At 58.6% G+C, this 19040-nt stretch carries 19 protein-coding genes; 8 read left to right on the top strand and 11 right to left on the bottom strand.

Going from position 1 to position 19040, the window contains the following annotated elements:
* Positions 1-40: 40 nt before the first annotated feature.
* The 6 genes from ACR0DO_RS00935 (at position 41) to ACR0DO_RS00910 (ending at position 6405) form a co-directional block, all read left to right on the top strand.
* Positions 41-1312, top strand: a complete 1272-nt coding sequence (locus ACR0DO_RS00935) for an ABC transporter permease (protein ID WP_480556199.1) — start codon at positions 41-43, stop codon at positions 1310-1312.
* 5 nt (positions 1313-1317) lie between these two features.
* Entirely contained in the window at positions 1318-2529 is a 1212-nt protein-coding gene (locus ACR0DO_RS00930) for an ABC transporter permease (RefSeq protein ID WP_480556198.1), read from the top strand.
* A gap of 160 nt (positions 2530-2689) precedes the next feature.
* Positions 2690-3910, top strand: a complete 1221-nt coding sequence (locus ACR0DO_RS00925; RefSeq protein WP_480556197.1) for an aminopeptidase P family protein — start codon at positions 2690-2692, stop codon at positions 3908-3910.
* A 110-nt stretch (positions 3911-4020) separates the two neighbouring features.
* Positions 4021-4863: a glycosyltransferase family 25 protein gene (locus ACR0DO_RS00920; RefSeq protein WP_480556196.1), complete on the top strand. Its 843-nt coding sequence runs from the start codon at positions 4021-4023 to the stop codon at positions 4861-4863.
* Between the two features lie 118 nt (positions 4864-4981).
* Positions 4982-5350, top strand: coding sequence for a group I truncated hemoglobin (locus ACR0DO_RS00915; protein WP_170442332.1), 369 nt, complete (start codon positions 4982-4984; stop codon positions 5348-5350).
* Positions 5347-6405, top strand: coding sequence for an adenylate/guanylate cyclase domain-containing protein (locus tag ACR0DO_RS00910; RefSeq protein ID WP_170671219.1), 1059 nt, complete (start codon positions 5347-5349; stop codon positions 6403-6405). The genes ACR0DO_RS00915 and ACR0DO_RS00910 overlap by 4 nt, the downstream gene beginning before the upstream one ends.
* 3 nt (positions 6406-6408) lie before the next feature.
* Here the strand turns inward: ACR0DO_RS00910 and ACR0DO_RS00905 are convergent, their stop codons facing one another.
* From ACR0DO_RS00905 to guaA, 9 genes are all read right to left on the bottom strand, one after another.
* The gene (locus ACR0DO_RS00905) at positions 6409-7023 is read right to left on the bottom strand and encodes a TetR/AcrR family transcriptional regulator (RefSeq protein ID WP_480556195.1); all 615 of its coding nucleotides are present in this window, start codon (positions 7021-7023) and stop codon (positions 6409-6411) included.
* 79 nt (positions 7024-7102) lie between these two features.
* Positions 7103-7972 carry a polyphosphate kinase 2 gene (gene ppk2 / locus ACR0DO_RS00900; RefSeq protein WP_480556194.1) on the bottom strand — a complete coding sequence of 290 codons (870 nt, stop codon included), beginning with the start codon at positions 7970-7972 and terminating at the stop codon, positions 7103-7105.
* Positions 7973-8021: 49 nt separating this feature from the next.
* The gene (locus tag ACR0DO_RS00895; RefSeq protein ID WP_480556956.1) at positions 8022-8939 is read right to left on the bottom strand and encodes an alpha/beta fold hydrolase; all 918 of its coding nucleotides are present in this window, start codon (positions 8937-8939) and stop codon (positions 8022-8024) included.
* Between the two features lie 37 nt (positions 8940-8976).
* Entirely contained in the window at positions 8977-9915 is a 939-nt protein-coding gene (gene metA, locus ACR0DO_RS00890; RefSeq protein ID WP_480556193.1) for a homoserine O-acetyltransferase MetA, read from the bottom strand.
* A 39-nt stretch (positions 9916-9954) separates the two neighbouring features.
* The gene (locus tag ACR0DO_RS00885; protein ID WP_480556192.1) at positions 9955-10827 is read right to left on the bottom strand and encodes an ATPase; all 873 of its coding nucleotides are present in this window, start codon (positions 10825-10827) and stop codon (positions 9955-9957) included.
* 47 nt (positions 10828-10874) lie between these two features.
* A complete protein-coding gene (locus tag ACR0DO_RS00880; protein WP_480556191.1) occupies positions 10875-11771 on the bottom strand; it encodes a DMT family transporter in 897 nt (298 codons plus the stop codon).
* A 100-nt stretch (positions 11772-11871) separates the two neighbouring features.
* A complete protein-coding gene (locus ACR0DO_RS00875) occupies positions 11872-13047 on the bottom strand; it encodes an outer membrane protein transport protein (protein ID WP_170671229.1) in 1176 nt (391 codons plus the stop codon).
* Between the two features lie 125 nt (positions 13048-13172).
* A complete protein-coding gene (locus tag ACR0DO_RS00870; RefSeq protein WP_480556190.1) occupies positions 13173-14075 on the bottom strand; it encodes a DMT family transporter in 903 nt (300 codons plus the stop codon).
* A 73-nt stretch (positions 14076-14148) separates the two neighbouring features.
* Entirely contained in the window at positions 14149-15708 is a 1560-nt protein-coding gene (gene guaA / locus ACR0DO_RS00865; RefSeq protein WP_480556189.1) for a glutamine-hydrolyzing GMP synthase, read from the bottom strand.
* An 81-nt stretch (positions 15709-15789) separates the two neighbouring features.
* Here guaA and ACR0DO_RS00860 point away from each other — a divergent pair, with 81 nt between their 5' ends.
* A complete protein-coding gene (locus ACR0DO_RS00860; RefSeq protein ID WP_480556188.1) occupies positions 15790-16227 on the top strand; it encodes a GNAT family N-acetyltransferase in 438 nt (145 codons plus the stop codon).
* Positions 16228-16232: 5 nt separating this feature from the next.
* Here the strand turns inward: ACR0DO_RS00860 and ACR0DO_RS00855 are convergent, their stop codons facing one another.
* Positions 16233-16934 (bottom strand): DUF2270 domain-containing protein, encoded by a 702-nt coding sequence (locus ACR0DO_RS00855; protein ID WP_480556187.1) that lies wholly within the window; start codon positions 16932-16934, stop codon positions 16233-16235.
* A gap of 154 nt (positions 16935-17088) precedes the next feature.
* On the opposite strand from ACR0DO_RS00855, the gene ACR0DO_RS00850 reads away from it, so the two are divergent.
* The gene (locus tag ACR0DO_RS00850) at positions 17089-18633 is read left to right on the top strand and encodes a trimethylamine methyltransferase family protein (RefSeq protein WP_170442367.1); all 1545 of its coding nucleotides are present in this window, start codon (positions 17089-17091) and stop codon (positions 18631-18633) included.
* Here ACR0DO_RS00850 and ACR0DO_RS00845 read toward each other — a convergent pair whose 3' ends face one another.
* Positions 18634-18933, bottom strand: a complete 300-nt coding sequence (locus ACR0DO_RS00845) for a DUF6477 family protein (RefSeq protein WP_170442370.1) — start codon at positions 18931-18933, stop codon at positions 18634-18636. It abuts the gene before it with no gap.
* Positions 18934-19040 lie beyond the last annotated feature (107 nt).

Below are 19040 nucleotides of genomic sequence, written 5' to 3'. Positions count from 1 at the left end.
CCGCCAATGGCCCCGACCCACCAAAGACCAAGGGACGCAGATGACTGACGCTACTCAATCCGGTCCGATGCTGGCCGCAGATGGCACGCCACTGAAGAAATCGCTGGCGCGATCCCTGCGCCGCCGCAAACTTCGGGCGCTGGCCCTTGTTGCGCCCTTGTTGCTGTTTGTAATGCTCTCGTTCGTGATCCCGATCGTGTCGATGTTGTTACGGTCGGTTGAAAACGGCATCGTCGCAGAAACGCTCCCACTGACTGTGGTCGAGCTGAAGAATTGGGATGCCGAGAGCGGTGAACTGCCCGACGAAGCCCTTTACGCTGCCTTTACTAAGGACATGGTCGCAGCTGTTGAGGCGAAGACGCATACGAGACTCGGAACGCGTCTGAACTATGAACAGACCGGCATGTCTTCGATGTTTCGTAAATCAGGTCGCAGTATCAAGCGCCTGGATCCCGAAGCTGATGCGCCTTTCAAGGAAAAGCTGATCGAGATTCACGACGGCTGGGGCGATGTCGAGACCTGGCGCACGATCAAGACCCATGCGGTCCCGATCACCAATGGCTATTTCCTGAACGCTGTTGACATGCGTCGTACGCCCGAGGGCGCGCAGGCGCAGCCCGAGGACAAACAGATTCTGATCAAACTGTTCGGCCGCACGCTGATGATGTCGCTGATCATTACCGGTGCCTGTATTCTGTTGGCTTATCCGGTTTCGTATCTGCTGGCGACACTGCCCATGCGTGTGTCGAACCTGCTGATGATCCTTGTGTTGCTTCCTTTCTGGACCTCGCTGCTGGTGCGAACTTCTGCTTGGAAGGTCATGTTGCAACAGCAGGGCGTGATCAACGAAACCCTGGTTTGGCTGGGATTGGTCGCGGACGATGCGCGGCTTGTGATCATCAACAATCAGTTCGGCACGATCATTGCGATGACGCACATCCTGCTGCCGTTCATGATCCTGCCGATGTATTCGGTGATGCAGACCATTCCGCCATCCTATACCCGTGCGGCCAAGTCGATGGGGGCGACCAACTGGACAACCTTCTGGCGGATCTATTTCCCGCAATCCATTCCGGGCATCGGAGCGGGGTCCATCCTCGTATTCATTCTGGCCATCGGTTACTACATCACCCCCGAGATCGTGGGCGGCACCAAGGGTGTCTTCATCTCGAACCGGATTGCCTACCACATCTCGTCCTCGCTGAACTGGGGTCTGGCGGCGGCGTTGGGGACGATCCTGCTGGCGGTCGTTCTGTTGCTCTACTGGTGCTACGACAAGATCGTGGGCATCGATAACGTGAAACTGGGATAAAGATCATGGCTGCACTTACACCTATATCCCGCAAACCGTTGTCGGTCGTCCTGCCGGCAGTCGCCATCGCCGGAGGTTTCCTCGGTATGTTCGTCGGAGCTGGGCAGGGCAATGTCCTGTTGGGTATCCTGATCGGCGCCGCACTGATGGCAGGGCTGGCCTGGGTCTATATCACCGTGCTCGACAATGAACGTGTCGCGCGCTGGATTACCGTTCTGGGGCTTGCCGCGATCGGGTTTTTCTTTGCCGGAATTACCGGCCTGATCGTCGGGCTGCTGGCTGGGTGGTTCTTTGCTTTCTTCATCTTCTGGCTGTACGAGGGGCGCTATCGGCAGAAGCTGTTGCCCTATCTGACGGGTCGGCAGGTGTTCGAGCATTACCTGTTCCGCGTAATCTGCGGGGCCATCTTTGTCTTCCTGATCACGCCGATCCTTGTGGTGCTGCCACTTTCGTTCAATGCACAGGACTTTTTCACCTTCACGCCTGAAATGCTGCGTCTGGACCCCGAGGGGTATTCGCTGAAGCATTACCGCGATTTCTTCACCAACAATGAATGGCAGCGCAGCTTCAAGAACTCGCTGATCATTGCGCCGATTGCGACATTTATCTCGGTGTCGCTGGGGACGCTGGCGGCCATCGGCCTCAGTCAATCGCATGTTCCTGGGCGCCGGGCCATCATGGGTATCCTGATTTCGCCCATGATCGTTCCGCTGATCATCTCGGCGACGGGGATGTTCTTTTTCTACAGTGACATCGGGCGATTCCTTGAGGGCACGCTGGGCATGGACAAGAACTTTGTGGGCTATGTGAAGGTCATTCTGGCGCACGCCGTTCTGGGCATTCCTTTCGTGATCATCACGGTGACCGCGACATTGGTCGGGTTCGATCAATCGCTGACCCGCGCAGCTGCGAATATGGGGGCAGGGCCGGTGCGGACCTTCTTCAAGATCCAGATGCCGCTGATCCTGCCGGGCGTGATCTCGGGCGGGTTGTTCGCCTTCATCACCTCGTTCGACGAGGTTGTGGTGGTGCTGTTCGTCGGTTCGGCCAGTCAGAAAACGCTGCCGTGGCAGATGTTTACCGGTCTTCGCGAGCAGATCAGCCCGACCATTCTGGCGGTGGCAACGATCCTTGTGGTGATCTCGATTGCGCTGCTGACCACGGTCGAACTGCTGCGGCGTCGGTCCGAACGTCTGCGGGGCCTCAGCCCGGCTTGACGCGACTCGAAAGCTGATTTAGCGATTTCACCATGCACTCCGGTCACGATGGCGTCGTGACGTTAGGCGGGGTGCATGGCTCTCGGTTCCCGAGGCCGCTTGTCCTGAACGCCGGGACTTGTGGCCGGGCTTTGCCTGTCCGGCATTGAGGAGAGACCAAATGACTGATCTGCAAAATCGCCCCGAGTTCTTCACCTGCCACAATGGCGATAAGGCTCCGCTGCCTTTCAGCAAGGCAGAGTACGCCCGCCGTCTGGCCAGCCTGCGCGCGGTGATGGCAGCGCGCGATATCCCGGCCGTACTGCTCACGTCGATGCACAACATCGCCTATTACTCGGGCTTTCTGTATTGCGCGTTCGGCCGTCCTTATGGCTGCGTGGTGACTCAAGACGCATGCACGACCGTGTCGGCGAATATCGACGCGGGCCAGCCGTGGCGGCGCTCGGTCGAGGAAAACGTGATCTACACCGATTGGAAGCGGAACAATTACTGGCGCGCTGTGGCCAGCCTGATCGGCTCGGTAGGGCGGATCGGTATCGAAGGTGATCACATGACACTGGCCATGCGCGACACCGCGCTGGACATGCTCGGCGGGCCAGAGTTGGTGGACATCGCACCCGATACGATGGCAGCGCGGATGGTGAAATCCGCCGAAGAGATCGAACTGATCAAGGGCGGTGCGCGTACGGCTGATGTTGGTGGCGCGGCCATCCATGCCGCGATCCGTGAAGGTGCGACCGAGATCGAAATTGCCATGGCCGGTCGGGACGCGATGGAAGCGGAAATCGCCCGCGCCTATCCGGACGCCGAATACCGTGACACATGGGTTTGGTTCCAGTCTGGCCTGAATACCGATGGCGCCCATAACCCGGTTACCAAACGGGCGCTGCAAAAGGGCGATATCCTGTCGCTGAACACGTTCCCGATGATCTCGGGTTATTACACCGCTTTGGAGCGGACCCTGTTCCTTGGCGAACCCGATGCCGAAAGCCTGCGTATCTGGAAGGCCAACGTTGCCGCACATGAGCTTGGTCTGAGCCTGATCAAACCCGGTGCGACATGCTCGGGTATCACGGCTGAGATCAACCGCTTCTTTGCAGATGAAGGGCTGCTGCAATACCGGTCCTTTGGTTATGGCCACTCCTTCGGCATTCTCAGCCACTACTATGGCCGTGAGGCCGGGTTGGAACTGCGCGAGGATATCGACACGGTGCTGGAGCCGGGCATGGTTGTGTCGATCGAACCGATGCTGTGGATACCCGAGGGCCAGAAGGGCGCAGGCGGGTACCGTGAGCATGACATTCTGGTCGTTGAAGAAACCGGCGCCGAGAATATCACCGGCTTCCCTTACGGGCCGGAACATAACACGATCAGCGCCTGACAGCGTTGCAGGGAAGGGTCGCCGACCCTTCCCGACATCCAACCCGAGGGCGGGGTTGATTGTCCGGTTCGGCGGTGTGTATCTGACGATACTGCTGGAAAGGATATGCCGTGGGACAATTCGAACTGCCATCGGGAACGGGTGTGTGCTTTATCAACCTCGATCGGGTGCCCGAAAGGGCCTCTTTCATGGAAGCTCAGTTCGCTCACACAGGTTTGGTCGGCGCGCAACGATTCAGTGCGGTTGACGGGCAACTCCCCGGAGCGCTTGCAGGTAATGGCTATGCCCCCGGAACCGGCAGCCGCTGGGGACTGAAACAAAGCGAAATCGCCTGTTTCGAAAGTCACCGGGCCGTTTGGCAGGCCGCTGTGGCTCAGGGTTTGAAGGCGGTTGCGGTCTTTGAAGATGACGTTGAAATGTCTGCCCAAGCCGGGAAGGTCATTACTGCGCTGCTGGATGGCGGAGACGGGTTTGACCTCATCAAGCTGGACTACTCTCCGCGGTCCATGCGGTTTGGTCCGTTGCAGAGGGTCGCGGATGTCCCGGTCAGACCGATGCTGGAAATGGCCCCCAGCGCGGCCGCCTATGTCGTCACCCAAGCGGCCTGTCGAAAACTGTTGTCCTGGTCCGAGAGGTATTCAGACCACCTTGATGATTTCATTTCGATTCCGCGCCCAGATTGGCGTATGTACCAGTGCTTTCCGGCCGTGGGGGTCCAGATGATCTGGTCCAAGCAACAGGATCAGACCGCAGAAACCGTCAAGGTCAGTGAGCGGTCGCAGGACCAGAAAACCAACAGTGATCTGGACAAGGGGCCTTTGTGGTTCCGCGCCCGGCGCGAGCTGCAAGCCGCTGGGCGCAAACTGTATTGGCGCGCGGGCGCTCAGCGGCGTTTGCTGGCGGATGGCGGGTACGTGGGGTTCATTCCCTGCGCCGATGACCTGAGCGTTTGACCGTAAATTGGGCCCGGATATCCCTTGGTATCAGCGCCGCAACGTATTAGCGTTAACAAAACTGTCAATTTGATATAACCTTGCAGTGTTGTTTGTGGTTAACGTTTGGGTGTTTGGTGTGGGGCAGACAATTTATGAAAGATACGGCGGGTTCAAAACCATCAGCCGGATCGTGATGACATTCTACGAAATGGCCTTGGAATCGGATCAGATCGGCGGCCATTTCGAAGACATTGATATGCCGCGCCTGATCGACCACCAAACCAAGTTCGTGTCTTCCTTGGTGGGCGGGCCTGCATCCTTCAGTGATGATCGGATCGAAGCGGTTCACCGGCACCTCAATATCTCTCATGCGGATTTTGATGAGATGGCTGAGCTTTTCGGCGAGGCGCTGGCCATGCATGGTATGGAGGAAAACCATATCAAGATCGCCCTTAGTGCCATCGAGGCCAAACGCGCGATCATTGTGGCGCGCGACGCCGCATGAGTATTCTGGCCATCAACGAACAGCTGCTTCGGGCGATCGGAGTTGGTGTTGCAGTCGTGCGCGCTTCGGATTTGAGCTTTGTTTTTCACAACGGGCCATTCGCGGAATGGTTCGGAAAGCCAGAGGACGGGCAGACGCTGCTGGATTTGATTCCGTCGCTTGATCCGCGCGAGTTGGAGGACGTAAAGCAATCCGGCCTGCGGTATTCGGTTGAACTTCAGATCAAGCCAAAGCGCAGAACGCTTATTTTCGCGACGACCGTTTCGTTGGCAAATGGCCTGTCTGAACAGGTTCTGGTTGTCGAATGCCAGAACATCACCCGCATTCGCGAATTGGAAAGCATGATCGACAGCTACTCGACCATGGTCGAGCGCAACACGCGTGAATTGGAGCGCGAAAAGGAACGGGTGGAACGGCTGCTGCTGAACCTGATGCCACGCGCGGTGTACGAAGAGTTCAAGACGTTTGGCGTGGTCACGCCGCAGCTATACGATCAGGTGTCGGTGGTGATGCTGGATTTCGTGGGCTTCACGGATTTCGCGGCCAAGACCGACCCGACCGTGACCCTGAGCGAGTTGAACGATATTTTCACCGCCTTCGACCGCATCGTCGAACAGTTCGGGTGTGAGCGGATCAAGACCATCGGTGATGCCTATCTTGCGGTATCGGGTATGCCCGATGCGACGCCGGATCATGCGACCGCCGTGGCGCATTGCGCGGTGCGGTTCCTGCGATATCTCGAGCGGCGCAATGAAAGCCATCCGCATAAATGGCAGGCCCGGATTGGTTTGGGCATGGGGGCCGCTGTGGGCTCGGTCGTGGGAATACAGAAATACGTCTATGACGTGTTCGGCCCGGCGGTGAATATTGCCGCGCGCCTGCAAGTCTTTGCAAATCCTATGAATATCGTTGCTCCGGAAGAGATGAAATACGCGCTGATCGACGAGTTTCAGGTCTCGGACATTGGGCGCGTGGACATCAAGGGTATGGGCGAGATGGACCTGATCAACGTGACCTCGGGCCTTAGCGTGCCGCAACCGTTGTCGCGTTTCTGACCCTTAATCGTCCTGCGGAACCAGCCCCAGACCGCGCAGATAGATGCCGATTCCGGACTCCAGCAAATCCTCGGGCGGGAAGGGGGAGCTTGCGCCGGTATTGCGGGCGAACAGTTCGACAACGCCGTGGCTCATGGCCCAGATATGGGCGCTGAACATCGACGCGGGCGGGCGTTTTTCAGGCGGGATGTGCTGTGACAGATCCGAGGCCGCTTTCTCCAGCATCGCTTTCGCCCGGTTCGCCGCCAGCGCCAGTTCGGGCGTGCGGTTAATTGAGATGCCACTTTCAAACATGGCGATGTAATGACCCGGATGCTTGCGCGCAAAGGCCAGATAGGCGCGGCCCGTCGCCTCGAACGCGGCCAGCGCCGAGGGCTGGCCCTTGTCATAGGCGTATTGCATCAGATCCGCGAACATCTCAAACCCCTGACGGGCGGCTTCCGCGATCAGGTCCTCGCGCCCGTGGAAATGCCGATACACCGCAGCCGGGGTAACCCCTGCAGTTTTGGCAGCCTCGGACAGGGTAAAGCCCGTCGGGCCTTTTTCCTCGATCAAAGACAGCGCAGCCTCGATCAGAGCCTGTTTCAGGTTCCCGTGGTGATACCCGCGTTTCGTCATCCCTGTTTCAGGTGCCTTTGCTGTTTAAGCTGTCGGAATACATGACATAATCCGCGTTGTGGTCTTCGTCCACTCTTGGTCACGCATCCCAGATTTCCGGCCCGCCGCAGATATTGGGATCATTCGGCCCGATGGCGCCCTCGTCCTTTTCATCATAGTCCAGCGCGTGCAGCACCGTGCGAATGGCCGCCAGCCGCGCGCGTTTCTTGTCGTCGGACCGAACGATGGTCCACGGGCAATGCTCGGAATGGCTGCGGGTCAGGGTTTCCGAAATCGATTGGCTGTATTCGTCCCATTTGTTCAGACCGGCCACGTCGATCGGGCTGAGTTTCCACTGCTTCAGCGGGTCCGTTTCGCGCGCCAGAAACCGGTTCAGCTGCTCGGCGCGGCCGACGTTCAGCCAGAACTTGAACAGGGTGATCCCGTCATTCACCAACCCGGTTTCCAGCGGTAGAACCTGCCTGAAAAACCGTTCACGCTGTTCTGCGGTACAGAAACCAAACACGTTTTCGACGACACCGCGGTTGTACCAGCTGCGGTCGAAGAACACGATTTCACCGGCCGACGGCAGATGCTGGATGTAGCGCTGGAAGTACCATTGGCTTTGCTCGGTATCCGAAGGTTTACTGAGCGCAACGTTGCGCGCGCCGCGCGGGTTGAGGTTTTCGCGGAACCGCTTGATCGTGCCGCCTTTGCCAGCCGCGTCCCGGCCCTCGAATATGAGGGCGATCCGTTGATCAGTTTCCTTGACCCATGACTGCATCTTGACCAGTTCAATCTGCAGCTTTTCCATCTCTTTTTCGTACTCCTTACGCTTCATGCGTTCGTCGTAAGGGTAGGTCGGGTTCAGAATGTCGTCCTTTTCGGACTTTTCGATGGCTGAACGCACCTCTTTCGGGGCGTCCTTTTCGAAGTACTTTTCAATGGAACCTTTCTCGGAACGGGCCATGTGCTACCTCGCCATAAAATCCATATCCTACTATGGATTAGCCGTGAGCTTAACGCAAACCCGCACGTTGCGCGGCGCGGTCGATAGCGGCGGCAACCTCGGGCGCTGCCACGACCTGCGGCATATGCCCGATGCCTGGAAGTTCAATCAGTTCGGCACCGGGGATTTCGTCGATCAACCGGTGTGAATGCCATTCAAGACCAACGGTGTCATCGGCGGTGCCGTGAACGATTTCGGTGGGGACGTTGATCTCGCCATACCGGGGTTGCAGAGCTGTCACCTCTTCCAGCAAGTTGGCGCGCTGTTTGGCATTGGCGTGCATCGAGGCGCGGCGCATGGTCAGGCCGGGGCCGAAGTGATCGGCATAACCCTCGGGGGCTGTCTGCGGCGCGAACACCCGGTCCAGCGCCTGTTCGACATACCAATCGGGAGCAAAAGCAGTGATCAGCGGCAGGGTTGCCGCGCTGCCGACTGAGGTGGAAGCCAATCGGTTGAAACCGTCCAAGGGCGTCTCCCACGGGATCGCCGCAGGTGCGATCAGGACCAGCGCGGAAATGTTGTCAGGTCGCGTTACCGCCCATGCAAGCGATACCGATCCGCCATAGCTTTGACCTGCAACGATAGGTTTGCCGGCCCCAAGTTGGGCGGCGGCCTTTTGCAGAATTTCCGCTTGCTCTTCAATGGCTTCTCCGTCCGGGTTGAAGCTGTCGCTGTAGCCCAATCCGGGGCGGTCGAACACGATGACGCGGTAGTTTTCGGCCAATATTGGGGCCAGCGCAAAGGTCATGTCGCGTGTATTGCCGCTGGAGCCGTGGAGCAGCACCACGTCCGGCCCTTCGCCCATCACAACGGCATGGACGGGAATGCCATCGACCTCAACAATCTGACCTTCGGGGGGAAAGGCCGCTTCGGCGCGGGCCTCGTTCCGGACCGCGCGCCAGGTTGCGACGACCCACAGCATGACCATCACGGCCAGAACTATGATGCCGACGCGTAGCACTGGTTCAGGCCCTCAGATCGGTTTGATCGACACCAATCCGGTTGATGTCGTAGGGGGTCGTACCGTAAATCTCGCTGATCCAGTTGCCATAAAGCAAATGTGCGTGGCTACGCCATCTGTTCTGCGGTGTCTGGGTCGGGTCGTCGTCCGGATAATAGTTCATCGGCACGTTGATCGGCGTGCCATTGGCAACGTCGCGGTCATATTCCTGTTTCAGAGTGTCGCTGTCGTACTCGAAATGGTTGAAGATATAGAGAGCGCGGTGCGCCTGATCCTCGACCAGACACGGCCCTACATCATCACTGCCCAGCAAGGTCACCAACCCGCTTGCGGCATCGATCTCATTCTGCTTCATCTCGGTCCATCGGCTGACCGGGATCACGCAATCATCCGAGAACCCGCGCAGGAACGGCGAGGCCGGGTTGAGGTTCGAATGGCGGAAACAGCCGAAGGCCTTGGCGTCCAGCATGTGTTTCCGGACGCCGTGGAAATGGTTGATCATTGCCATCCCGCCCCAGCAGACGCCAAAGGTTGAATGCACGTTGGTCTGTGTCCACTCGAACACCTCGCGCATCTCGTTCCAATAGGTGACGTCGGTAAAATCCAGGTGCTCGATCGGAGCGCCAGTGATGATCAGGCCATCAAACTTCTCGTCCTTGACGTCCCGAAAGGGGCGGTAGAACTCGGCCATATGCTCGGCCGCGGTGTTTCTGGTGCGATGCTCGGTCATGCGGATCAATGATAGGTCGATCTGCAGCGGAGTCGCCCCGATCAGGCGCGCGAACTGGTTTTCGGTCTGGATTTTCTTAGGCATCAGGTTCAGCAACCCGATCCGAAGGGGGCGGATGTCCTGACGCATCGCCTGATCCTCGGCCATGACCGAGACGCCCTCTTTTGTGAGGACGTCAAAAGCAGGAAGGTCGGCGGGAATCTTGATCGGCATCAGGTGCAAGCCTTTGGAGTTAAACTGTAGAAGCGGAAATTAAGCGCGGTTCGCGCGGGTCTCAAGGGTGCGTTCGATCAACTCATCGAAATCAGCGGCGTCGCGCACCTTGTGCATGTCGTCGGCGGTAACGGCGACCCCCCAATTCTCGGCCATCGCCTGATAGCGCGGCTGACGATGCGCCAGCGCCTGCGCATAGGTCCATCGGATAAAGGCGTCGGGATCCACGTCCTCGGCCTGGCAATCGTTCAGGGTTAGGTAGTCGCCCCAGACGCGGGTCAGAAATTCGGGCTGATAGGACATCGGCTTGGGCGCTTTATCAAAGCGGCGGATCAGTTCGGCGGTGTGGTCCTCATCGCCTTGTATCCAGATCATCAGGGTCTGACGGGACAAATCTGACAGAACATGGTCGGCCGGATCATTGGGGTCCACCCATTCACAAATCGATCCACCCGTGTCGCAGATGAAGTTCGGGTATTGATACAGACGCCGCGCACGGTCGATGAAATATTCAGTGTCCAGCAGGGCATGGATTTCAGCCAGACGGAATTGTTCCTGCCGGCGGCGGTATTCGTGCAACTCCATCCCGCCGAGATCGGGATTGCCGGGCTTGCCCAGATAGGCGGCCACCGGAGTCAGGTTCTCGAATGTTATATTCGAGCCGATATAGATCGAATCCGACAATAGGAGATCGCGCAGGAACGGGACTCTCATTGCCTCGGCCTTGGCGTTGTCGGCGATGTATTCACCCATGTAACGCGTGCCGATGCGGTAATCGATCGAGTAATGGAACCAGTCGCCTGAATCGCGCAGGACGTTGGACACATAGGTCTTGCCCAGCCCCGACATGCCGAAAAACAGCACCTTTTTCCGCGCCGCGTGGCGCCAGTCCTTTGCCGAGCTGTAGATCATCGTCTGCTGTCCCTTTTTGACCTAGCTAAAACGGGCAGCGGGCGGCGTCAATCGCGCGCGCCTGCGCGATTGAGGATCAGCAACCCCAGCGCAAGGATCGCAAAGCCCAGAAAGGCTTGTGGGGGCAGCGCCTCATCCCGCAGAACCGCACCCAGCACGATCGCGACCGGAGGGATGACCAGCGTGACCAGCAACAGGTTGCCTGCGCCCGCCATTGCCAGAACCCGATAGTACAGCAGATAGGCTCCGGCGGTGGCAATCAGGGCGTAATAGGCAATTGCTGCCCATGTGATCAGGGGCAGGTCCAGGTTTGGCACGCCGTCAACGACCAGCGTGATCGGCAGGATCAGCAAGGTCGATCCGGTCAGCATACCGGCTGCGGCGACGACGGGCGGCAGGTCGGACAAGGTGACCCGCGCCCAGGCACCGGCCAGCGCATAGGATACCGTGCCTGCGATGATGGCCAGTTGCGCCATGCTCTGCAGATCGAAACTGGCAAAGTTGCGTATCCCGATGGCAATCGTCACCCCCAGAAATCCAAGTCCAACTCCAACCGCTCGTCCCCGGCTAAGGCGTTCGTCCTTGAAAAACAGTGCCGCGACGATGACCCCGAAAATGGCCGTCATCGCGTTCAGAATCGAGGTCAGGCCGGTCTCGATATAAAGCTGCCCCCAGGCCATCAGGGAAAACGGAATTGCGTTATTCAGTAGCCCCATGACCAGAAATGCCAGCCAAACGCGCGGGCTGCGGGGAACGGCCAGCCGCCGAAATCTCACCACAAGCCAAAGCACCAGCATGGCCCAGAAAACCCGATGAAACACCGAGGTCATCACCGGAATCGTGTCCAGCGCGATGCGGATTGATAGGAACGATGCGCCCCAGATCAGGCCCAGCAACAGAAGCTCGGCCCATGCTTTCGGTGTGAGGTGTTTTTGTGCAGCCATGCGATCTTTTCGCATCCCCCGCGCATCCGTTCGACCCGAAACTTGCGCAAAGAAAAACCCCGCCGGAAAAGCGGGGTTCGTCTGTTCTTGGTGCGTTGGATCAGCCCAGCGAGTAGGTGATCTGGAAACCGACACTCCACGCGCTGTTGCCGCTGAAGTCGGCTGTCTGGCCAAATCCGCCATCCGCAGTCGCATCACCGATGTCGGTGTAGCGAACACCACCGGAGATCTGCGCGTTTTCAAGCGTATATGTGCCGCCCAGACCGATGCTCCAGAACCCGTCCGTGGGTCCGAGGTTGGACACCGGTTCGCCCTCGTCGGTTTCGTACCCCAGCGTCACAGCGCCGGCGAATTGATCGGTGAACTGGTAGCCTAGGCCGAGTGAGTAGGTGAATGTTGCGTCGTCGTAGTCAACCAGCGGTCTGCCGACGATGCCAATATACGCTGGCGGAGAGTAGTTCAGCTGCGGCCAGTCCACCCAGCGGATCGAACCAAACAGCAGGGTCTTGGGTGCAACGCCGGTCTGGAAGTCCAGATTGATGGACTGGGGCGTTTCGATTTCGCTGGATGTGTCAACCGACGCAACGGTTCCCGGCGGGACCGGCGGGATCGGGAGCGGGTTGAACGACTCGTTCTGCGACAGGTCGTGTGAGATTTTCGAGTTGTAGGTGAGTGCCACACGTGCCGCGATCTCGGGCTTTTCCCATGCCACGCCGACAACGTAGCCGAAAGCGATGTCCCGATCCGAAGATACCTCGTACCCCGCAGCAGCAGGGACCGTGACCGAGGCTTTTACGCGCTGCGCCCGCACGCCGCCGATTGCACTGAACCCGTTGTCGAACTTATAGCGCAGCAGGGCGGTAATCGCTTCGGTGTCTGCCTTGGCTTTCAGAGTATTGCCGGTGCGGCCGAACGGAACGGGGTTGATGGACAGCGGATAGTCATCCGCGTATTCGATGTCAGCCCCAAACGGTTCATCATACATGATTGCGAAATCAAGCTGTTCCGTGAGTGCGGTTTTGTAGCCGAGATGCGGGGTGAAGAAATCATTCGCCACGCTGCCCGAGTCCACAACTTGTCCATTTGTCGGGCTGCCGGGGTTTGCATCAAGCAAGCTGCCGCTAACGCTTGGGTTGGTGTATCCAAGCCGGAACTGAGCGACCGATCCTTCTTCGAAGATCAGGTTGATGCCCTGGCCGCTGCGATCCAGGCCGCCTGCATAGGCCGCAGTCGCCCCAACGCTGAGTGCGCACGCCTGTAATAGCGCTTTTTTCATCATGTCCTCCCTTAAGGTCTCCTGTAGGTCAGGCACGGGTTATTGAGTGGTTACGATCGACCTGACTTGTGGTGCTCGATACTTTCTTAAGGCCTATTGAACCGTCAACTGGTGACGGTGCGTTATTACTGCTGATTGTGGTGTGAATCTGTTGCTAAACTGTTACGATTCTCAGCCTGAACGTTCATAAAGATGCCGGAAAAGATCACGGCGGCCCCCAGCAGGGTCCAGTGGTCCAATGGCTCGTGATACAGAATCATGCCGATCACCGCGATTGTCGGCAGGCGGGCAAAGTCGAATGGCACCACCACGGTTGCAGGGGCGATGGCCAGCGCGTTGGTGATGCAGTAATGCGCCAAAAGGCCGGCCAGGCCCACGAGTAATAGAAAAGGCGCCGTGGCGAGTGTGGGCAGGGCAATCTGTCCGTCGATGCCCGCCGCGATCAGGCCCAGAATCGCCTGCATGACAGTCAGCCAGAACATGATGCAGCCGATACTGGCAAACTGCGTCAGGGTCTTGGTTGAAATGGTTGTCAGGGCGAAGAAAACCGCTGACAGAGCGGCCGTCAGTACGCCTGCGCTCAGGGGGACGGCACCGGGGCGGGCAACGATCAGGATGCCGGCAAAGCCGATCAGGGCGGAAAGCACGCGAACCGGCGTCAGCCGTTCTTTCAACAGCAGCGGCGACAGCAGTATGACCCAGATGGGCTGGGTAAATTCCAACGCAAAAACCTGCGCCAGAGGGATGACAGTGACCGCATAGAACCACAGGTTCTGGCCGGTGAAGTGCATCAGGTTCCGGATACCGTGCAGACCCAGCCTGTATGTCGAGACCTGATGCCATTTGCCGGTCAGCGACAGAATCAGTGTCACGACGCAGATGCCGACCAGGCTGCGGTAGAACATGATCTCAAAAGTGTCATGGGTGACGCTCAGCTCTCGACCGGCAATGGCCATGGACGAGAACGAAGCAATTGCCCCGGTCATCCAAAGCGCGGCCCTGCCGATCTGCGGTTTGCTGCTGTCCATTCACCTGCCTGCGGGAATCGCTGGTTTCTGACTGAACTTAAACAAAAAAGCCGGGACGATGCCCGGCTTTTCGTTATTCCCACTCGATCGTTCCCGGAGGTTTCGAGGTGATGTCATAGGTGCATCGGTTGATGCCCTTGACTTCGTTGATGATCCGCGTGGCGGTTTCGCCAAGGAATTCGTGGGTGAACGGGTAATAGTCAGCGGTCATGCCGTCGACCGAGGTCACCGCCCGCATGGCGCAGGCATAGTCATAGGTTCGCCCGTCGCCCATCACGCCTACCGTTCGGACGGGGAGGATGGCCACGAAGGCCTGCCAGATTTCGTCATAGAGCCCATGCTTGCGAATTTGGTCGATATAGACCGCATCCGCCTCGCGCAGGATTTCCAGTTTCTCTCGGGTGATCTCGCCGGGACAGCGGATTGCCAGACCCGGTCCGGGGAAGGGGTGACGGCCGATAAAGCTGGCCGGCAGGCCGAGTTCACGACCCAAGGCGCGGACCTCGTCCTTGAACAGCTCGCGCAGGGGCTCGACCAGCTTCAGGCCCATCTTTTCCGGCAGGCCGCCGACGTTGTGGTGCGATTTGATGGTGACCGACGGTCCGCCCGAGAACGAGACCGATTCGATCACGTCAGGATACAGCGTACCTTGCGCGAGGAACTCGGCGCCTTCGATGGTGTCGGCATGTTTCTGGAAAACGTCGATGAAAAGCTTGCCGATGATCTTGCGCTTGGTCTCGGGGTCGGACTGGCCGTCCAACTCGCCCAGAAACAGGTCGCTTTCATCCGCGTGGATCAGTTGGATGTTGTAGTTATCGCGGAACATGCCGACGACTTCTTCGGCTTCGTGCTTGCGCAGCAACCCGTGGTCAACAAACACACAGGTCAGCTGATCGCCAATCGCCTCGTGGATCAGGATCGCCGCGACCGAACTGTCGACGCCGCCGGACAGGCCGCAGATGACTTTCTTGTCGCCGACCTGCTCGCGGATCTTGCGGATCATTTCATCGCGATAGGCGCCCATGGTCCAGTCGCCATCGAACCCGGCCAGCTTGACGAAATTCTCATACAGTTTCGCGCCCTTCGGGGTGTGGTGCACCTCAGGGTGGAACTGAACGGCATAGAAGTGGCGGCTGGTGTCGGCGGTGATCGCAAAAGGCGCGTTGGGCGAGGTGCCAAAGACCTCAAACCCCGGGGCGATTTCGCTGACATGGTCGCCGTGGCTCATCCAGACTTGTTCGTCACCGTCAGCGAACCAGCCACCCAGAATGTCCAGTTGACTTTTCGGGGTGACGAAGGCGCGGCCAAACTCGGCGGTGCCGTGGCCGCTTTCGACCTTGCCGCCAAGTTGGTGCATCATCACCTGCTGGCCATAGCAAATGCCAAGGATCGGCACGCCATAGTCAAAAATCTCTTGTGGGGCGCGGGGCGAACCCTCGCGTGTCACGCTGTCGGGCCCGCCCGAGAAGATCACGGCCTTTGGCGCCATTTCGCGCACGAAGTCCATCGTGACTTTCTGGTAGGGGTGGATTTCGCAATAGACATTCAACTCGCGCAGGCGGCGTGCGATCAGCTGCGTCACCTGGCTGCCGAAGTCGATGATCAGAAGGCGGTCATGGGATGTCTGGCTCATGACTGGCTCTTAGGTCGCGCGGCGTCTATGTGCAAGCGTTATGAAGGCGTTTCCAGCCAGATACAGTGGGAGACCGGATCAATGACGGCAATTCGTTTCGAGAACGCGACACAGGAAGACGCCGGGGTGATCATTGACTGCATCGCGGCGGCTTATTCGAAAGCGCGCGAGATCATTGCCGATTTACCGGATGTGACTGCGGGTATTGAGCAGGATATCTCGGATCATCGGGTGGTGTTGGCCCTGATGGATGACGAGTTGGCCGGAGTGATCATCTTCGCGCGACAAGGTGACGAGATGAAGGTTTTTAACTTGGCCGTTTCGCCAAAGGCCCAGGGGCAGGGCGTCGCCGGAAGACTGCTTGCGCTGGCTGAGACCGAAGCGCGCGAGGCGGATTGTTCGCGTATGGTATTGCGTACTCACCGTCTTATGCGGGATACGCGCGCGGTTTATGCGCATCTGGGTTGGGTAGAAACCGAAGTCACCGGCAATTCCGTGGCCCTGAATAAAGCAATCTGAACAGATCAGCCCATTGATTCCGACTTTTCACTACCGCGGTGAGAGGCGCGGCTCACATCCGCCCGGTAGCTCCAGATCGCGATGGCGGACCAGCACAATATGTAGAATATGCCCGTGATGATGAGTGCCTCGCCGGGAATGGGGCCGACGTCGGCACGGTCGATGGCCTGCGAAAAATTCTCGACCGGGCTGGGGTGGACCGAAATCTTTACGCAGAAGGCCAGGCTCTGGATCAATAGAATCCACAGGTAGTTCCTGCGAATTCGCCGCCCGATCGCGACCATCAGGCTGACGTGGTAGCGCGGGTGCAGATAGTCCTGCGCCAAAACCTTTTGCCAGTTCTCCTCCATGTGCAGATCGCCGTCATACAGCAGCGGCGCATAGAAATGGGTTTCCAGCCACCTTGCGCGGGCGCGCCACACGTTGAAATACCGATAGCGCCGTGCCTCGAGCATCAGGAACAGGATGATCAGCACGCCGACAAGGACCAGCGGCAGGGGCGAGGCCTCGGGCGAGGAAAAGGAAATCGACAACGCAACACCTAGCGTGACAACCGCCCAGTTCGTCGTGGTATCCAATCTCGTGCGCCAGATGGTGCTGCGGTAAACCTCGCCCCTGTACAGGTGTGCAACGGCGCCAATTTCAGCCGCATCAAGGGTTTTTCGTTCAGCTTCAGGAGAGGGTGCTTTTTGCGTTTCCGATTCCATATCCCTATCATGAACATCAGGGGAAATGGGTCAAAACAAAATAGAAGTGGCCCACATGTCGCTTTTACCCCTATTGCGCCGCAATCCACTTCTGGTGTGATTGGCGGTTCCGGTAACACAATTTGCAACGTGAACATACTAACGGGATTATCTCATGGCAGAGGCAAACACCCGACGCAGAGCCAGAGGCGGTGGCGGAGCCGCCCGCCGGGCCGAGCGCACCGCGGTTCGTATCGAAACGGCGAAGTACATCGAACGGAATATTCCGAATTTCGAGGTTCTCAACGAAGAGGCGTTGGAGATCATCGAAGCCAACGCGGAAACCATTCTGGCCGAGGTTGGCGTCAACTTTGTTGACAATCCGGCCGCGCTGCAGCGTTGGAAAGACGCTGGCGCCGATGTTGACGGTGAGCGCGTGCGCATTCCGCGCGGTTTGGCGCGTGAACTGATCAAGACAGCGCCCAGCCAGTTTACCCAGCACGCCCGCAATCCCGAGAAATCGGTTGTCATCGGCGGTCGCAATCTGGTTCTGGCGCCGGTCTATGGACCTCCGTTCGTGCGCGACAGTCATGGCGGTCGTCGCTATGCGACCATGGACGATTTCAACAAGTTCGTGAAACTGGCCTATATGTCCAAGTGGCTGCACCACTCGGGCGGGACCGTATGCGAACCGACCGACGTTCCGGTGAACAAGCGTCACCTGGACATGCTGATGGCGCACATGACCCTGTCGGACAAGCCGTTCATGGGCTCGGTCACCGATCCCAGCCGCGCGCAGGATTCGATTGATATGTGTGGAATCCTGTTCGGCAAAGAGTTCGTGCAGGAAAACACTGTCATGACCTCGCTGACCAACATCAACTCGCCGATGACCTTCGACGATGTGATGATGGGCTCGCTTGAGGTCTATGCGAAGAACAATCAGGCCTGCATCATCTCGCCCTTTATTGTGGGTGGGGCGATGGCACCGGTTTCGGTTGCCGGTACGCTGACGCAGGTTCTGGCCGAGGTCATGGCCGGCGTGGCGTACAGCCAGATCATCCGCCCGGGTGCTCCTGCGATCTTTGGTGCCTTCGTGTCGTCGATTGACATGAACTCGGGCGCGCCGACCTTTGGTACGCCTGAGGCGTCTATGGTCACCTATGGCGCGGGTCAGCTGGCGCGGCGCTTGAACCTGCCGTTCCGCTCGGCCGGATCGTTCTGCGGCTCGAAACTGCCGGATGCGCAGGCTGCGTATGAAACCGCGAACTCGCTGAACATGGGTCTGATGGCCGGTGTGAACTTCATGCTGCACTCGTGTGGCTGGCTGGAAGGCGGCCTGGTTGCGGACTTTGAGAAGTTCGTCATGGATGCCGATCAGTTGGGCGTTCTGCACGGTCTGGCCAAAGGCGTTGCCTATGACGAGAACGCGCAGGCCATGGAAGCAATTCGCGAAGTTGGCCCCGGTGGCCACTATCTGGGTTGCGCCCATACTCAGGCCAACTTCAAAGATGCGTTCTGGAAAAGCGAATTGCTGGACTACAAGCCCTTCGAGACCTGGGAAGACGAAGGCGCGCGCGACACGCGGACATTGGCCGCCACGCGGGTCGAGCATCTGCTGGCGAACTACCAGCAGCCGCAACTCGACCCGGAAATCAACGCCGCGCTGAACGAATACGTGGCGGAAAAGAAAGCATCCATGCCGGATGCCTTCACCTGATCACTGATATTGCGAGGCGCGGCTGGCTTGATACAGCTGCGCCTCGCCCAGCAATGCGATCAGCAAGTCCAGATGACGCACCAGCGAATAGGCTGCGTCTTCTTCCAGACGCTGCGCGTTAACCTCTCGCTCCATTTCCATCAGCCGAACCAGTGCCGCACCGGTGCCGGGCAGCGCGCCGTATCCCAGAATACGTTGCAGATGACGTTCCCGGTCATAGTCCTGCGCCCCGAATTTCGCGGCCCGTGCCAACAGGCGGGGGCGGCGGAGGGTAGTAATCATGGTCATCAGGTCCTGCATCTCGGGGGTTCCTTGTTCGAGTAGAAGTTGCCCCGTTTGTCACACAACCTAAGCGGGTGTTTCCTTGATTGGGCTCGCGCCGAACTCTGACTTCATGAGTGTTTATG

This window comes from Ruegeria sp. AM9 (assembly GCF_056540565.1).
This window is presented reverse-complemented; position numbering and strand designations above follow the sequence as displayed.

Bases quoted from the DNA above. Each gene is read 5' to 3' on its own strand.
- ACR0DO_RS00935 (WP_480556199.1), top strand. From the start codon at position 41: ATGACTGACGCTACTCAATCCGGTCCGATGCTGGCCGCAGATGGCACG.
- ACR0DO_RS00930 (WP_480556198.1), top strand. From the start codon at position 1,318: ATGGCTGCACTTACACCTATATCCCGCAAACCGTTGTCGGTCGTCCTG.
- ACR0DO_RS00925 (WP_480556197.1), top strand. From the start codon at position 2,690: ATGACTGATCTGCAAAATCGCCCCGAGTTCTTCACCTGCCACAATGGC.
- ACR0DO_RS00910 (WP_170671219.1), top strand. From the start codon at position 5,347: ATGAGTATTCTGGCCATCAACGAACAGCTGCTTCGGGCGATCGGAGTT.
- ACR0DO_RS00905 (WP_480556195.1), bottom strand. From the start codon at position 7,023: ATGACGAAACGCGGGTATCACCACGGGAACCTGAAACAGGCTCTGATC.
- ppk2 (WP_480556194.1), bottom strand. From the start codon at position 7,972: ATGGCCCGTTCCGAGAAAGGTTCCATTGAAAAGTACTTCGAAAAGGAC.
- ACR0DO_RS00895 (WP_480556956.1), bottom strand. From the start codon at position 8,939: ATGGTCATGCTGTGGGTCGTCGCAACCTGGCGCGCGGTCCGGAACGAG.
- metA (WP_480556193.1), bottom strand. From the start codon at position 9,915: ATGCCGATCAAGATTCCCGCCGACCTTCCTGCTTTTGACGTCCTCACA.
- ACR0DO_RS00885 (WP_480556192.1), bottom strand. From the start codon at position 10,827: ATGATCTACAGCTCGGCAAAGGACTGGCGCCACGCGGCGCGGAAAAAG.
- ACR0DO_RS00880 (WP_480556191.1), bottom strand. From the start codon at position 11,771: ATGGCTGCACAAAAACACCTCACACCGAAAGCATGGGCCGAGCTTCTG.
- ACR0DO_RS00875 (WP_170671229.1), bottom strand. From the start codon at position 13,047: ATGAAAAAAGCGCTATTACAGGCGTGCGCACTCAGCGTTGGGGCGACT.
- ACR0DO_RS00870 (WP_480556190.1), bottom strand. From the start codon at position 14,075: ATGGACAGCAGCAAACCGCAGATCGGCAGGGCCGCGCTTTGGATGACC.
- guaA (WP_480556189.1), bottom strand. From the start codon at position 15,708: ATGAGCCAGACATCCCATGACCGCCTTCTGATCATCGACTTCGGCAGC.
- ACR0DO_RS00860 (WP_480556188.1), top strand. From the start codon at position 15,790: ATGACGGCAATTCGTTTCGAGAACGCGACACAGGAAGACGCCGGGGTG.
- ACR0DO_RS00855 (WP_480556187.1), bottom strand. From the start codon at position 16,934: ATGGAATCGGAAACGCAAAAAGCACCCTCTCCTGAAGCTGAACGAAAA.
- ACR0DO_RS00850 (WP_170442367.1), top strand. From the start codon at position 17,089: ATGGCAGAGGCAAACACCCGACGCAGAGCCAGAGGCGGTGGCGGAGCC.
- ACR0DO_RS00845 (WP_170442370.1), bottom strand. From the start codon at position 18,933: ATGCAGGACCTGATGACCATGATTACTACCCTCCGCCGCCCCCGCCTG.